The following is a 13,416-nucleotide window of genomic DNA, read 5'->3' on the forward strand; positions in this document are numbered from 1 at the left end:
AAAAACTTTTTGGATCAGAGGGTTGACAGTCCGTTCGAGACCCGTAAAATGGCGCGCCTCTGATACGGGAAACGGCAACGCCGAAACGTAGAAGGGATTGGAAGGCTCGTCGTTCCGCGATAGCTCAGTCGGTAGAGCAAGTGACTGTTAATCACTGGGTCCCTGGTTCGAGTCCAGGTCGCGGAGCCAACTTCCAAGCGGGGTATAGCGCAGTCCGGTAGCGCGCCTGCTTTGGGAGCAGGATGTCGGGAGTTCGAATCTCTCTACCCCGACCATATCGAGGGTCGTTAGCTCAGTCGGTAGAGCAGTTGGCTTTTAACCAATTGGTCGTAGGTTCGAATCCTACACGACCCACCATCTTCCAGCCGGTCGCCCAGGTGAACGGCAATCGAAAAGCCCGCAGTCTCGTTGAGATTGCGGGCTTTTTTGTTTTTCGGCTGGGGGGGTATTGGGGCTGGTGTTGGGATCTGTAGGAGCGAGCTTGCTCGCGAACCGGCCGGTGATATCTGCGCTTTGGTTCCACTCCGCTCCCTCTCCCTAACCCTCTCCCTGAAGGGAGAGGGGACTATTCGGAGTGCGTGGGTATTCCTGAGTTAGCCGGCAGCGCCGAAGGTTTCCAACTGAAACCATTCCTCCTCTCGGCACGGACTAGCCCCTTCTCCCTTCAGGGCGGGGCGCGTAGCCGAGGGCTGGGGAGAGGGGCGGAGTCAATCTAAAGCACCTGCGCTACCCGTGAAGCACTGCGCGGCTTTCGACGTACCGGCGGAAGGCCGCGAAGTCGCTGGAGCAGAGCAGCGGTGAGATGCGCCGCAGTTCTTCCTCGGGCCAGGTCCACCAGGCGGATGCCAGCAACAGTTCGCGCTCCGCTTCTTCGAAGCGCCAGCGGATGAAGCGCGCGGGGTTGCCGCCGATCACCGCATAGGGCGCACGTCCTTGGTTACCACCGCGCCCGCTGCCACCACGGCGCCGTCGCCGATGGTCACGCCCGAGAGGATCATGACGTTGGAGCAGATCCAGCAGTCGCTGCCGATGACCACGTCGCCGTTGGTGCCGCCGTATCCGGTGACATGAGCGGCTTCCTCGACCTTGGCGGGGAAGGGGAAGCAACTGATCCAGTCCGTGCGATGGTGGCCGCCGAGGTAGATCTCGACGCCGGCGGCAATCGAGGTGTAGGCGCCGACGCTGAGCGTCGAGCCTTCGTTCCAGTCGTATACCTCCGGCTCGCCATAGGTGCCCGGCCCGAAACTGTAGTTCGGGTAGCGATTCTTCAGGCGCTGGGTTTCCCGGTGGAGCTTCGGGAGTTCGCGGATCTGGCGCCGCTCTGCGCGCTTGCGGAATTTCAGGAACTGCTTGAGCACGGTGCACCGCTTGGGCTGTGTTCGAGGGCGCCTGCACGGCAGGCAGCTGGATGTAAGGCGAATGATACATGAGCCCGGATGCCGAGGCTTCGGGGCTAGGTCGCAGGCATTTCGAATGCGCTATCTTCCGGTCGGGGTTCAGTCGATCCTGATCGGGCGGGTATGAAGCCAAGCAGTGCTTCGCCAAACTAATGTTTTTCGCCGTTTGTACTCATCGCAAAATCAGTCATATCCGGCCGGATTTTGCCCAGTCAAAAACGGCCACGCCGTTAGAATCTGAAACGCTTTTCCCGCCCGAATCGCTTGCTGCGGCGATGTGTCGCACTCTGCGCAGGGCGTTTGCGACAGCTTTTTCGGCTCTCTTGATCGAGATCATTTTCAGCCTTGCGAGGTTGTTCTAAGGCACCTCGCCAAGGCACCTTTCGATGCGGCTGGATGCCGCGCCAGTCGGGGCATTCAGGCCTCCTGGCGAGGGCTTTCGGAGGGTTCCGGAAAGCGCCTTTCCAACCTTGCATTTCCTGTGGGAATTGCTCGTTTTTCGAGCAGTGGCGGCGGCCACTCTTAACCCTGGCGAGATAATGTCTTGTTAAAAATGAGACCATCAGGCCTTGCCAGTGGTTTCTGAAATGTCTTGTAATATCGCCCGCCCATTCCTGACCCCATAGCGCCTCGGTTCCAGCGTCGCAGAACCTTGGCAGGCACCCGCCGCAGGCGGTGCTGGAATAACAACGAGGGGCTGACTGTGGTGGGTTTCCGCTCAACAACGAGTAGGGCAATCCGCTCGTGAACAGGTGTCGGCCAGGCAGGCTTCCGAGGAAGCGGCAGGGCAGGCGCCAACACGCTGAATAACACGGAACGAATCAGCACACGGATCGGTTTCGCTACGCGAAAGCCGGGCTGGGTTCCTTTTGCCTTGTTTTCTTGCAGCGCCGATTCGCTACCCCATGGATCCACTAAGACGTCTCGCCTTGGAAGGCGCGGCGGGCAGTTCGTCGAGCATGAACCCTGCGTGGGTAAATCTCATGGGCGGTGTAGCTATGTTCATCCATTAAGGCCGCAAGATGAAAATAGACCAGTACTCTGGATACCTGAAGAGATTGTCCGTGCTGCTCCCCCTGCTCTCGCTGGGTGGCTGCAACATGGTCCTGTTCGACCCCAAGGGGCAGATCGGCGTCGATGAGAAGTCGCTGATCATCACCTGCACCCTGCTGATGCTGCTCGTGGTGGTGCCGGTCATCGTCATGACCCTGGCATTCGCCTGGAAATACCGCGCTTCCAACACCAAGGCCACCTACATGCCCGACTGGGCGCACTCCACCCGCATCGAGGTGGTTGTGTGGCTGGTGCCCTGCATCATCATCGCCATCCTCGGCTGGCTGACCTGGGAATCCACCCACAAGCTGGACCCCTATCGCCCGCTGGATTCCGACGTCAAGCCGATCACCATCCAGGCCGTCTCGCTGGACTGGAAGTGGCTGTTCATCTATCCGGAACAGGGCATCGCGACCGTCAACGAGATCGCCTTCCCGAAAGACACCCCGGTGAACTTCCAGATCACCTCGGACACCGTGATGAACTCCTTCTTCATCCCGCAGCTGGGTAGCCAGATCTACTCGATGACCGGGATGCTGACCAAGCTGCACCTGATCGCCAACGAAGAAGGCGTGTTCGACGGCATCTCCGCGAACTATAGCGGCAGCGGCTTCTCGGGCATGAAGTTCAAGGCCATCGCCACTTCCGAGCAGGGCTTCCAGGACTGGGTCGCCAAGGTCAAGTCCGCCCAGGCCGGCCTCACCGAGGAAGGCTTCCCTGAGCTGGCCAAGCCGAGCGAGAACGTTCCGGCTACCTACTTCTCCTCGGTCACCCCGGACCTGTTCCAGCACATCCTGACCAAGCACGAGCGTGCCGGTCTGGCCATGGGCAAGGGCAAGGCCGAGCACGCCGAAGGCGAAGCAGAATCGCAATCCAATCCGAGTATCCAGGAGTAACCGCGCAGATGTTCGGGAAACTGACTCTGTCGGCCGTGCCTTATCACGAGCCGATCATCATGGTCACGCTGGCGGTCGTTGCCCTGTTGGGCATCGGCGTCTTCGGCGCGATCACCTACTACCGCAAGTGGACCTACCTGTGGACCGAATGGCTGACCTCCATCGACCACAAGAAGATCGGCGTGATGTACATCATCGTCGCCCTGATCATGCTGCTGCGCGGCTTCGCCGACGCCATCATGATGCGCGGCCAGCTGGCCCTGGCCGAAGGTGCCAACCACGGCTTCCTGCCGCCTGAGCACTACGACCAGATCTTCACCGCGCACGGCATGATCATGATCATCTTCATGGCCATGCCCTTCATGACCGGCCTGATGAACCTGGCCGTGCCGCTGCAGATCGGCGCCCGCGACGTGGCCTTCCCGTTCCTGAACTCCCTCAGCTTCTGGCTGCTGGTGGTCAGTGCGATGCTGGTCAACGTGTCCCTGGGCCTGGGCGAATTCGCCCGTACCGGCTGGGTGGCCTACCCGCCGCTGTCCGAGCTGGCCTACAGCCCGGGCGTGGGTGTGGACTACTACATCTGGGCCTTGCAGATATCCGGCATGGGTACGCTGCTGACCGGTATCAACTTCCTGGTCACCGTGTTCAAGATGCGCACCCCGGGCATGAAGCTGATGCAGATGCCGATCTTCACCTGGACCTGCACCTTCGCCAACATCCTGATCGTCGCGTCCTTCCCGATCCTGACCGCGGCCCTGGGCCTGCTGTCGCTGGACCGCTACCTGGACATGCACTTCTTCACCAACGAGCTCGGCGGCAACGCCATGATGTACATCAACCTCTTCTGGGCCTGGGGCCATCCTGAGGTGTACATCCTGATCCTGCCGGCCTTCGGTATCTTCTCCGAAGTCACCGCCACCTTCGCCGGCAAGCGCATGTTCGGCTACACCTCGATGGTGTGGGCGAGCGCCGCGATCACCTTCCTCGGCTTCACCGTGTGGCTGCACCACTTCTTCACCATGGGTTCGGGCGGCGACGTCAACGGCTTCTTCGGCGTTGCGACCATGCTGATCTCCATCCCCACCGGTGTGAAGCTGTTCAACTGGCTGTTCACCATCTACCGCGGCCGCCTGCGCTTCGACACCCCGATCCTGTGGACCCTGGGCTTCATGATCACCTTCACCATCGGTGGCATGACCGGCGTTCTGCTGGCTATTCCGGGCGCTGACTTCCTGCTGCACAACAGCCTGTTCCTGATTGCCCACTTCCACAACACCATCATCGGTGGCGCGGTGTTCGGCTACCTGGCCGGCTTCGTCTTCTGGTTCCCGAAAGCCTTCGGCTTCAAGCTGGACGAGAAGTGGGGCAAGCGTTCCTTCTGGTGCTGGCTGGTCGGCTTCTACATGGCCTTCATGCCGCTGTACATCCTCGGCTTCATGGGCATGACCCGTCGTCTGAACCACTACGACAACCCGCTGTGGAAGCCGTACCTGGTGGTGGCGTTCTTCGGCGCCGTGCTGATCCTGTTCGGCATCCTCAGCCAACTGATCCAGCTGTTCGTCTCCATCAAGAACCGCAAGCAACTGGCCGACGTGACCGGCGACCCGTGGGGCGGCCGTACCCTGGAATGGTCCACCTCCTCGCCGCCGCCGTACTACAACTTCGCCGAGCTGCCGGTGGTGCGTGACGTCGACGCCTTCCACGAAATGAAGCAGAACGGCCGCGCCTACCAGGCCCCGGCCTCGTACAAGCCGATCCACATGCCGAAGAACACCGCCGCTGGCTTCTCCATCGCGCTGTTCGCCTTCATCTTCGGCTTCGCTGCGATCTGGCACATCTGGTGGCTCGCGGGCATCGGCTTCGTCGGCATGATCGCCTCCGTCATCGTGCGAAGCTACGTCACCGACCTGGACTACTACGTCCAGCCGGACGAGATCGAGCGCATCGAGAACCGCCACTTCCAGCAACTCGCCAAACAGGTCTGATCCATGTCTACGGCAGTATTGAGCAAACACTCGGTCGCCCACGAAGCGGGGCATGACCACGATCACGAACACCACGACGCGGGTGGCATGACGGTCTTCGGCTTCTGGCTGTACCTGATGACCGACTGCATCCTGTTCGCCAGTGTCTTCGCCACCTACGCTGTGCTCGTCGGCCATACGGCCGGCGGCCCCAGCGGCAAGGACATCTTCGAACTGCCCTACGTGGCCGTCGAAACCGCGATCCTGCTGATCTCCAGCTGCACCTACGGCCTGGCCATGCTGGCCGCGCACAAGGGCGCCAAGGCCAAGGCCATCGCCTGGCTGGGCGTGACCTTCCTCTGCGGCGCCGCGTTCATCGCGATGGAAGTCAACGAGTTCCATCACCTGATCGTCGAAGGCTTCGGCCCGAGCCGCAGCGCGTTCCTGTCGTCCTTCTTCACCCTGGTCGGCATGCACGGCCTGCACGTGACCGCAGGCCTGCTGTGGATGCTGGTGCTGATGGCGCAGATCGGCAGCCGTGGCCTGACCGCGCAGACCAACACCCGCATGATGTGCCTGAGCCTGTTCTGGCACTTCCTGGACATCGTCTGGATCTGCGTATTCACAGTCGTCTACCTGATGGGGGCCGTGTAATGAGCGCCGCTGCACACGACAACCACGGCGCCGGCCACGGCAGCCTGGGTTCCTACGCAATCGGTTTCGTGCTGTCGATCATCCTCACCGCGATTCCGTTCTACATGGTCATGGACGGCGGCTTCACCCGCCACGCGACCATCCTCACCATGGTCATCCTCGGCCTGGTGCAGGTGGTGGTGCACCTGGTGTGCTTCCTGCACATGAACATGTCCTCGGAAGGCCGCTGGAACGTGATGGCGTTCATCTTCACGGTGATCGTCATCCTGCTGGTGGTGGGCCTGTCGCTGTGGATCATCTTCAGCGCCGATGGCCTGATGATGCCGATGGTGAACTGAGGCTGACGACGTGAAGCTGAAGCGTTATCTCCTGGTGACCAAGCCGGGCATCATCTTCGGCAACCTGATCGCCGTGGCGGGGGGCTTCTTCCTCGCCGCGCGCGGCAGTGTCGACCCGATGCTGCTGCTGGCGACGGTGATCGGGCTGTCGCTGGTGGTGGCCAGCGGGTGCGTGCTGAACAACTGCATCGACCGCGACATCGACCGCCACATGGAGCGCACCCGCGGCCGCGTGACCGTGACCGGGCAGATCTCGCTGAAGGCCGCCCTGGCCCACGGCGTGGTGCTCGGCCTGGCCGGCTTCGGCCTGCTGCTGTGGAAGACCAACCTGCAGGCGACCCTGATGGCGGCGTTCGGCTTCGTGGTCTACGTCGGCTTCTACAGCCTGTGGCTCAAGCGCACCTCGATCTACGGCACCCTGGTGGGCAGCCTCTCCGGGGCCATGCCGCCGGTGGTGGGCTACTGCGCCGCGGCCGGTCACTTCGACATGGGCGCCGCGGTGTTGCTGCTGATCTTCTGCCTGTGGCAGATGCCGCACTCCTACGCCATCGCCATCTTCCGCCTGAACGACTACAAGGCGGCGGGTATCCCGGTGTGGCCGGTGGCGCGTGGCATCGAGGCGACCAAGCGGCAGATCCTCTACTACGTGCTGGCCTTCGGCGCCGCCACCCTGCTGCTGACCCTGACCGGCTTCGCCGGCTACGGTTACCTAGTGGTGGCCCTGGCGGTCAGCGCCTGGTGGCTGTTCATCGCCGTGTCGGGCTTCCGCGCCGAAGACGATCGCCTGTGGGCACGCAAGCTGTTCGCGTTCTCCATCATCGCCATCAGCGTGCTGAGCCTGATGATGTCGATCGACTTCCAGGGCCTCCCGGCCCCGGCGCTGGTCGCAGCGCTCTAAGGCAAGCCTGTGGTACGAAAAAGCCGCCTCTCGGGGCGGCTTTTTCATGCCTGGAAAAACATCGCGGAGGACGGGTACGGCTTTTCGTAGGAGCGAGCTTGCTCGCGAACAATAGACCCACCGCCGAACCCTCCTGTAGGAGCGCGCCCTGCGCGCGAATCGCGGGCAGGGCCCGCTCCTACAGGGAGCACGGCATTTTCCGGCGGGCGTAGGAGCGGACCTTGTCCGCGATAGCCGGACGTATCGGCGCGTTTCGCGGATGAGATCCGCTCCTACGGGTTGCCCCGCACCGTGCCGCTTGTGGCCGTCAATGCAACTTCAACCGCGGCTCGGTGCTGCGCCCGATGCGGTCGCCGATCATCATCAGCGCCGTGCGCGTCACGCCGTACAGCGCCATCTGGTGCATGCGGTACAGCGAGATGTAGAACATCCGCGCCAGCCAGCCTTCCAGCTTCACGCTGCCCATCAGGTTGCCCATGAGGTTGCCCACGGCGCTGAAGCGCGACAGCGAGATCAGCGAGCCGTAGTCGGTGTAGCGGTATTCCCCCAGCGGCTTGCCGTCCAGGCGCGCCACCAGCGACTTGGCCAGCAGCGAGGCCTGCTGGTGCGCCGCCTGGGCGCGGGGCGGCACGTTGCGTTCGCTGCCATTGCCGAGCGGGCAGGCGGCGCAGTCGCCGAAGGCGAAGATGTCGTCGTCGCGGGTGGTCTGCAGGGTCGGGCGCACCACCAACTGGTTGATGCGGTTGCTCTCAAGGCCGTCCAGGTCCTTCAGCAGGCTGGAGGCGCGGATGCCGGCGGCCCAGACCTTGAGGCTGGCGGGGATGAACTCGCCGCTGGCGGTCTTCAGGCCCTCGGCGGTCACCTCGCTGACCGGCGAGCCGACCATCACCCGCACGCCGAGCTTCTCCAGGGTGCGGTGCACCGGCTGGCTGATGCGCTCGGGCAGCGCCGGCAGCACCCGCGGGCCGGCCTCGATCAGGGTGATGCGCATGTTCTCCGGCTGGATGCCGGTCAGCCCGTAGGCGGCCAGCTCCTGCGCGGCATGGTGCAGCTCGGCCGACAGCTCGACGCCGGTGGCGCCGGCGCCGACGATGGCCACGCTGATCTGGTCGTCCTCGCCCTGGCGGGCATGGGCGCGCAGGTAGTGGGTGAGCAGCTGCTTGTGGAAGCGCTCGGCCTGCTCGCGGGTGTCCAGGAAGATGCAGTGCTGCGCGGCCCCGGCGGTGCCGAAGTCGTTGGTGGTGCTGCCGATGGCCAGGACCAGGGTGTCGTAGTCCAGGGTGCGCGCCGGCAGCAGCTCGCGGCCGTCCTCGTCGAGGGTGGCGGCCAGCTGGATGCGCTTGGTCGCGCGGTCCAGCCCGCTCATCCGGCCGAGCTGGAACTGGAAGTGGTTCCATTTCGCCTGGGCGACGTAGTTCAGCTCATCCTCCGAGGAGTTGAGCGAGCCGGCGGCCACTTCGTGCAGCAGGGGTTTCCAGATGTGGGTGAGGTTGGCGTCGACCAGGGTGACCTGGGCGCGGCCCTTCCTACCCAGGGTGCGGCCGAGACGGGTCGCGAGCTCCAGCCCGCCGGCGCCGCCGCCGACGATCACGATACGATGGGACATGGGACGTACTCATAGCTAGGGAATCCTGTGCGGGCCGGCGGCGCTGCTAATGCGCGAGGTAGGCCAGGAGGCGGCTGAGCAGTCCCAGGACGATGACCACGAGGGTGAGCCCGGCCATCATCAGCCAGGGCTTGAAAGGTGCACGCTCGACTTGGTGAACGGGCGAGCTGAGGTACTGCTCGACCTTCTGCTGGTCTTCGGGGCTCAAGCGACTGGGCATGGGCGGCCTCCGTTTCTAATGCCGAGCATTCTAGTCGGCTGTTGGCTCGCGCTCAATCCGACCCGGCGGTCAGAGCCCGACACCGTTGTCCAGCAGCACCACGCGGCCGAGCTGGTCGCGCAGGAAGTCCGGGGCGTCGTCGTGGGCGAAGATCACCCGGGCGAAGTTCGGCCCCACCAGCGACAGCGAACGCCGGCCCTGGCGCAGGAACTCGGTGGGCGGCGGAAAAGGGGTGTTGAAGTCCGGCGTTTCGCGCTTGAGGCTGACGAAGGCGAGCAGGTCCAGCTCGCCCGGGTCGATGCCGCGCTCGCTGTAGTTGTGCGCCTTCTTGCGCAGGGTCGGCGCCAGGCGCCGCTGCAGCTCGGCGCAGTTGATCCGCCTGGGCTTCTGCTCGCGGCGGATCAGCTGGCGCAGGCTCTGCGCCAGGCGCCGGCGCTGCAGTTCGTCGCGCCATTCCTCGTTGAGCCGGCGGCCCTCGTCGAGGACGAAGAACACCTCGAAGCAGGCATCGCGAAACAGCACGTCCGGCGGCTGCTGTTCCGGCGCGATGAACTCGTCCTGGCGAAAGGGCACCTTGAGCGTCTGCAGCAGGCGCTCGCAGGCCCAGCACTCCCGGTCCCACTTGCGCGCGTTGGAGAGGAACTCATTGGCCAGTTCCGCCTGGCGCCGGAGCAGGTGCAGGTAATCGGCTTCATTCATATCAACAGCTTAGCCGCTGCTGGCGCTTCGGTCCCGCTGCGACATGGCGCCTCACCCCGCGGCCGGGCAAAAGCGGCGGAATCGGCGGCGCCCTGTGTACACTGTGGCGATCCTTCCCCGGAGCCCTTCAGCATGTTCCTGCGCAGCGCCTCGACCGCCGACCACCCGCGGCTCATCGCCCTCTGGGAACGCACGCCGGGCATCCAGCTGCGCCGCGACGACGAATTCGAACCCTTCGCCGCCTACCTCGCGCGCAACCCCGACCTCAGCCTGGTGCTGGAGGCCGAGGGTGCGCTGATCGGCAGCCTGCTGGTCGGCCACGACGGCCGCCGTGGCTACCTGCAGCACCTGGTGGTGGACGCGCCCTACCGCGACCGCGGGCTGGCCCGGCGGATGCTCGACGAGGCCCTGGCACGCCTGGCGCGGCTGGGCATCGGCAAGTCCCATGTCTTCGTCCTGCGCGACGCCCCCGAAGCGCTGGCCTTCTGGGAGGGCCAGGCCGACTGGGGGCGGCGCGACGACATCCTGGTCTATTCCGCCGGAGCCTGAGCATGAACATCAGAAGAACCTGCGCCGCACTCTTGCTATCCCTGGTCCCGCTGCTGGCCCTGGCCGCCGGCGAGGCGGGTGCCCCGACGGGCTGGACGCTGCTCGACCAGTACGACAAGTCCTACACCCAGAACGATGACCTGAAGGTCCTGCTGGTGGCCCGCGACATGGCCGGCGGCAAGTTGGTGAAGGCAGCATTGGAGGGGCGCCCGCAGGGTTACCTGGAGCAACGCCACGCGGTCTTCGTCGCCGACATCAGCCGCATGCCCTCGCTGATCTCCAGGATGTTCGCCGTGCCGGCCATGCGCGACTACAACTACCGCGTGCTGCTCGACCGCGAACCGCGGGTGGCCAGCCACTTCCAGGTGCCGGAAGACAGCGTGTTGTGGATAAGCCTGCAGCAGGGCAGGGGGCTCGCCAGCCAGGCCTATACCTCGGCGCCCGCGTTGCGTGAGGCGCTGGAGCAGGTCGCCAAGTGATAGCCGCGCAACTGCTCTCGGAAGAGAGCCTGGCCCTGGGTTGGGCGATCTACCTGCCCGCGCTGGCCCTCGCCGCATGGCGCGCGCCCTGGGTGGAAATGGTCAGCGACTTCCGCCGCCAGCACCTGGTGTTCGGCACCATGCTGGCGCTGTTCCTGCTGTGGCTGGTGCGCCGGGACTTCGCCTCGGGGCTGTCGTTCCATTTCATCGGCATGACCGCGGTGACCCTGCTGCTGGACTGGCCGCTGGCGCTGCTCGTCGGCCTGGTGGCGCAGCTCGGCCTGTGCCTGCTGGGGCGCCAGGACTGGGTGGCGATCGGCGTCAACGGCGTGCTGCTGGTGCTGGTGCCGGTGTTCATCACCGAAATGGCCGCGCTGTTCGTCGAGCGCCGCCAGCCGCGCAACCTGTTCGTCTACATCTTCTGCTCGGGCTTCTTCCCCGCGGCGCTGGCGGCCCTGTGCTGCATGCTGCTGGGCCTGGGCCTGCTGTGGGTCGACGGCATCTTCCCGATGCCCCCCTGGCTGGATGACTTCATCGGCTACCTGTGGCTGATCATGTTCCCCGAGGCCTTCATCAATGGCACCGTGGTCACCGGCCTGGTGGTGTTCTACCCGGACTGGCTGGAAACCTTCAACCGCACCCGCTACCTGCAGGCGCCCTGGAAGGAAGAGAAGAAGGAAGAGGGCAAGGACGACGAGGATGAGCCGCCTTGATGACAGCCAATTCGCCGCTGTCATCCTTTTCCTCGGATTGATCCAGGTCAGTTCGCCGTGATCGCCACGCCGGGACACTCTGCTGCCCCACAGCAATGGAGAACGGCATGAGCATTCACAGTTGGGCCGAACAACGTCTTCACGAACTGCTGCTGGAAGCCGAAGCGGCGGGCATGGACACGCAACTGGTGCTGCGCGCCCTGCTCAGCTCGGTGGTGCGGGCCAACGCCCAGGTCCGCACGGAAGAAGACCTGGCGCACGAACTGCACTTCCTCGCCGAGAACCTCGACGAGGAGCGTGACTACGCGTTCATGCGGCCGTGAAGACGATCAGGGATATTCCTGGCGCGAATGCAGGACGCTGACTACTTCGATGCATTCAGCGTCGATCCGGTAAACCAGGATGTAGTTGGGGTGGATCACGACTTCTCGTGTGCCGGGTACTCGTCCATGACGGTAAAGGTAGGGATGCTGGGCCAACGGCAGCACGGCAGACTCCACGCGTTCCTTGAGGCGCCTTGCTGCTTGGGGATCCTCGTTGGCTATATAGGCGAGAATGGTCGCGAGGTCATCACTGGCACTCCTGCGCCAGATGATCGATAGCACTAGTCGTTGCCCTGGCGCCGGGCTTCGGCCTGGGCAATGATGGCGTCCATGTCGACCATTACCTCGTCATGGGGACGCCCTGGTTGGTTGTCTGTAAGGGACTTCTGCACCTTTTGGCGGAACCAGCGATCATGGCTGGCTGCCTGCTCCGGGGTTTCGAACTCGGAGACTATGGGGGAAAGTCGGGCGCTCATGATTCGGGCCTCTGCTGCAATTCTCGTCAGTCTACACCCCGGCGTGGGCCAGGGCGCAACCGTGAAGTCTCTGGTTGGTTCGTAGGAGCAACAGTCTTGCCGACTGCGCCGAGATGCTCTTTGTAGGATGGGTTGAGCTTGCGAAACCCATGCGGTCGCGGTGATGGGTATCGCTTCGCTCAACACCATCCTACGGGGGAAGGTGTAGGAGCGGATTCATCCGCGATGCCGGCCAACAGGCCGGCCCATCCAACTCGGCGAACCCTCAATGCCCCCGCAGCGGCGGCGCATCCAACTCCCCGGAGAACACATCGTCTTCCAGGTCGTTGCCGGGAATCGCATGCTCCTCGGCGGCCCAGGCGCCCAGGTCGATGAGCTTGCAGCGCTCGGAACAGAAGGGGCGGTAGAGGCTCTTGGCACTCCACTCCACCGGGGCGCCGCAGGTCGGGCATTCAACGGTCAGGGGCTGGCTCATGGGCGTCCTCCGCGTAGGCTGAGATAAAAGTCGTGCAGGCGCTCCACTTCGCGCTGCAGGTGGCCGAGATCGCGGTCGTTCAGCAGTATGTCATCGGCATGCTTGAGGCGGTCGTCGCGCTGCGCCTGTGCCTGCAGAATGGCGCGCACCTGTTCCTCGGAAACGTTGTCCCGGCGCACGGTGCGCTCCAGCTGCAGGTGTTCGGGCGTATCCACCACCAGTACCCGCTGGGCCATGCGGTGCTGCCCGGATTCCACCAGCAACGGCGAAACCAGAATGGCATAGGGCGACTCGGCCTGCGCCAGGTTGCTGGCGATCTCCTGGCCGATCAGCGGGTGCAGCAACTGCTCCAGCCAGCGGCGCTCCTCCGCGGACTGGAAGATGCACTCGCGCAGGGCAGCGCGGTTCAGAGTGCCGTCGGGCTGCAGCATGGCTTCGCCGAAGCGCTCCACGATGCTCGCCAGCGCCGGCCGGCCGGGCTCGACGACCCAGCGCGCGGCATGGTCGGCATCCACCATGTGCACGCCAAGGTTGGCGAAGTGGGCGGCGGCGGCGCTCTTGCCGCTGCCGATGCCGCCGGTGAGGCCAAGGATCCAGGGTTTCATCGTACTCCTCGCGCCAGGCTCTCCGTCGCCCCGCGAACGCAGGGGCCCAGGCGAGCCAGCGTTCGAGCAGG

Annotated in this window: 16 protein-coding genes, 3 tRNA genes and 1 pseudogene; 12 read left to right on the forward strand and 8 right to left on the reverse strand. The window is 64.3% G+C overall.

From position 1 onward, the window contains the following. The first annotated feature begins 113 nt into the window (after window positions 1-113). From IG194_RS19790 to IG194_RS19800, 3 genes are all read left to right on the forward strand, one after another. Window positions 114-189 (forward strand) — tRNA-Asn (locus tag IG194_RS19790). 9 nt (window positions 190-198) lie between these two features. After that, window positions 199-275, forward strand: a tRNA-Pro gene (locus tag IG194_RS19795). 6 nt (window positions 276-281) lie between these two features. After that, window positions 282-357: transfer RNA gene (locus tag IG194_RS19800), tRNA-Lys, on the forward strand. Between the two features lie 369 nt (window positions 358-726). On the opposite strand, the pseudogene IG194_RS19805 reads toward IG194_RS19800, so the two are convergent. After that, window positions 727-1,358, reverse strand: a pseudogene (locus tag IG194_RS19805) (CatB-related O-acetyltransferase). A gap of 1,061 nt (window positions 1,359-2,419) precedes the next feature. Between IG194_RS19805 and cyoA the strand changes: the two are divergent. The 5 genes from cyoA to cyoE are packed head-to-tail and all read left to right on the forward strand — an operon-like array spanning window position 2,420 to window position 7,200. Further along, the gene (gene cyoA, locus IG194_RS19810) at window positions 2,420-3,346 is read left to right on the forward strand and encodes a ubiquinol oxidase subunit II (protein WP_009617601.1); all 927 of its coding nucleotides are present in this window, start codon (window positions 2,420-2,422) and stop codon (window positions 3,344-3,346) included. A gap of 8 nt (window positions 3,347-3,354) precedes the next feature. Next, window positions 3,355-5,331, forward strand: a complete 1,977-nt coding sequence (gene cyoB, locus IG194_RS19815) for a cytochrome o ubiquinol oxidase subunit I (RefSeq protein ID WP_009617603.1) — start codon at window positions 3,355-3,357, stop codon at window positions 5,329-5,331. A gap of 3 nt (window positions 5,332-5,334) precedes the next feature. After that, window positions 5,335-5,964, forward strand: a complete 630-nt coding sequence (gene cyoC, locus IG194_RS19820; RefSeq protein WP_009617605.1) for a cytochrome o ubiquinol oxidase subunit III — start codon at window positions 5,335-5,337, stop codon at window positions 5,962-5,964. After that, a complete protein-coding gene (gene cyoD / locus IG194_RS19825; RefSeq protein WP_009617607.1) occupies window positions 5,964-6,302 on the forward strand; it encodes a cytochrome o ubiquinol oxidase subunit IV in 339 nt (112 codons plus the stop codon). The genes cyoC and cyoD overlap by 1 nt, the downstream gene beginning before the upstream one ends. A 10-nt stretch (window positions 6,303-6,312) precedes the next feature. After that, on the forward strand, window positions 6,313-7,200 hold the full coding sequence (cyoE, locus tag IG194_RS19830; protein ID WP_009617609.1) for a heme o synthase: 888 nt from the start codon (window positions 6,313-6,315) through the stop codon (window positions 7,198-7,200). Between the two features lie 307 nt (window positions 7,201-7,507). On the opposite strand, the gene IG194_RS19835 is transcribed toward cyoE, so the two are convergent. From IG194_RS19835 to IG194_RS19845, 3 genes are all read right to left on the reverse strand, one after another. Beyond that, window positions 7,508-8,806, reverse strand: coding sequence for an NAD(P)/FAD-dependent oxidoreductase (locus IG194_RS19835; RefSeq protein ID WP_058488540.1), 1,299 nt, complete (start codon window positions 8,804-8,806; stop codon window positions 7,508-7,510). A 46-nt stretch (window positions 8,807-8,852) separates the two neighbouring features. Beyond that, on the reverse strand, window positions 8,853-9,026 hold the full coding sequence (locus IG194_RS19840; RefSeq protein ID WP_009617611.1) for a DUF3094 family protein: 174 nt from the start codon (window positions 9,024-9,026) through the stop codon (window positions 8,853-8,855). 69 nt (window positions 9,027-9,095) lie between these two features. Then, window positions 9,096-9,725 (reverse strand): DUF1780 domain-containing protein, encoded by a 630-nt coding sequence (locus IG194_RS19845; protein ID WP_058488541.1) that lies wholly within the window; start codon window positions 9,723-9,725, stop codon window positions 9,096-9,098. A 132-nt stretch (window positions 9,726-9,857) separates the two neighbouring features. Between IG194_RS19845 and IG194_RS19850 the strand changes: the two genes are divergently transcribed. From IG194_RS19850 to IG194_RS19865, 4 genes are all read left to right on the forward strand, one after another. Next, on the forward strand, window positions 9,858-10,274 hold the full coding sequence (locus tag IG194_RS19850) for a GNAT family N-acetyltransferase (protein WP_058488542.1): 417 nt from the start codon (window positions 9,858-9,860) through the stop codon (window positions 10,272-10,274). A 2-nt stretch (window positions 10,275-10,276) separates the two neighbouring features. After that, window positions 10,277-10,753, forward strand: coding sequence for a hypothetical protein (locus tag IG194_RS19855; RefSeq protein WP_058488543.1), 477 nt, complete (start codon window positions 10,277-10,279; stop codon window positions 10,751-10,753). After that, window positions 10,750-11,466, forward strand: a complete 717-nt coding sequence (locus IG194_RS19860; RefSeq protein WP_058488544.1) for an energy-coupling factor ABC transporter permease — start codon at window positions 10,750-10,752, stop codon at window positions 11,464-11,466. The genes IG194_RS19855 and IG194_RS19860 overlap by 4 nt, the downstream gene beginning before the upstream one ends. 107 nt (window positions 11,467-11,573) lie before the next feature. Further along, entirely contained in the window at window positions 11,574-11,789 is a 216-nt protein-coding gene (locus IG194_RS19865) for a hypothetical protein (RefSeq protein ID WP_058488545.1), read from the forward strand. 6 nt (window positions 11,790-11,795) lie between these two features. On the opposite strand, the gene IG194_RS19870 is transcribed toward IG194_RS19865, so the two are convergent. The 4 genes from IG194_RS19870 to coaE all read right to left on the reverse strand — a co-directional run bounded on the left by IG194_RS19870 (window position 11,796) and on the right by coaE (window position 13,345). Further along, window positions 11,796-12,071, reverse strand: coding sequence for a type II toxin-antitoxin system mRNA interferase toxin, RelE/StbE family (locus IG194_RS19870; RefSeq protein WP_024128153.1), 276 nt, complete (start codon window positions 12,069-12,071; stop codon window positions 11,796-11,798). Continuing rightward, window positions 12,071-12,265, reverse strand: coding sequence for a hypothetical protein (locus IG194_RS19875; protein WP_009617620.1), 195 nt, complete (start codon window positions 12,263-12,265; stop codon window positions 12,071-12,073). The genes IG194_RS19870 and IG194_RS19875 overlap by 1 nt, the downstream gene beginning before the upstream one ends. A 265-nt stretch (window positions 12,266-12,530) precedes the next feature. Next, entirely contained in the window at window positions 12,531-12,740 is a 210-nt protein-coding gene (gene yacG, locus IG194_RS19880; protein ID WP_043272268.1) for a DNA gyrase inhibitor YacG, read from the reverse strand. Further along, complete coding sequence (gene coaE, locus IG194_RS19885) at window positions 12,737-13,345, reverse strand: dephospho-CoA kinase (protein WP_058488546.1); 609 nt, start codon at window positions 13,343-13,345, stop codon at window positions 12,737-12,739. The genes yacG and coaE overlap by 4 nt, the downstream gene beginning before the upstream one ends. Between the last annotated feature and the right edge of the window lie 71 nt (window positions 13,346-13,416).

This window comes from Pseudomonas sp. ADPe (assembly GCF_014843515.1).
GTDB lineage: Bacteria > Pseudomonadota > Gammaproteobacteria > Pseudomonadales > Pseudomonadaceae > Pseudomonas > Pseudomonas citronellolis.

Bases quoted from the DNA above. Each gene is read 5' to 3' on its own strand.
- IG194_RS19855 (WP_058488543.1), top strand. From the start codon at position 10,277: ATGAACATCAGAAGAACCTGCGCCGCACTCTTGCTATCCCTGGTCCCG.
- yacG (WP_043272268.1), bottom strand. From the start codon at position 12,740: ATGAGCCAGCCCCTGACCGTTGAATGCCCGACCTGCGGCGCCCCGGTG.
- cyoA (WP_009617601.1), top strand. From the start codon at position 2,420: ATGAAAATAGACCAGTACTCTGGATACCTGAAGAGATTGTCCGTGCTG.
- cyoD (WP_009617607.1), top strand. From the start codon at position 5,964: ATGAGCGCCGCTGCACACGACAACCACGGCGCCGGCCACGGCAGCCTG.
- coaE (WP_058488546.1), bottom strand. From the start codon at position 13,345: ATGAAACCCTGGATCCTTGGCCTCACCGGCGGCATCGGCAGCGGCAAG.
- cyoB (WP_009617603.1), top strand. From the start codon at position 3,355: ATGTTCGGGAAACTGACTCTGTCGGCCGTGCCTTATCACGAGCCGATC.
- IG194_RS19850 (WP_058488542.1), top strand. From the start codon at position 9,858: ATGTTCCTGCGCAGCGCCTCGACCGCCGACCACCCGCGGCTCATCGCC.
- IG194_RS19845 (WP_058488541.1), bottom strand. From the start codon at position 9,725: ATGAATGAAGCCGATTACCTGCACCTGCTCCGGCGCCAGGCGGAACTG.
- IG194_RS19835 (WP_058488540.1), bottom strand. From the start codon at position 8,806: ATGTCCCATCGTATCGTGATCGTCGGCGGCGGCGCCGGCGGGCTGGAG.
- cyoC (WP_009617605.1), top strand. From the start codon at position 5,335: ATGTCTACGGCAGTATTGAGCAAACACTCGGTCGCCCACGAAGCGGGG.
- IG194_RS19865 (WP_058488545.1), top strand. From the start codon at position 11,574: ATGAGCATTCACAGTTGGGCCGAACAACGTCTTCACGAACTGCTGCTG.
- IG194_RS19840 (WP_009617611.1), bottom strand. From the start codon at position 9,026: ATGCCCAGTCGCTTGAGCCCCGAAGACCAGCAGAAGGTCGAGCAGTAC.
- IG194_RS19875 (WP_009617620.1), bottom strand. From the start codon at position 12,265: ATGAGCGCCCGACTTTCCCCCATAGTCTCCGAGTTCGAAACCCCGGAG.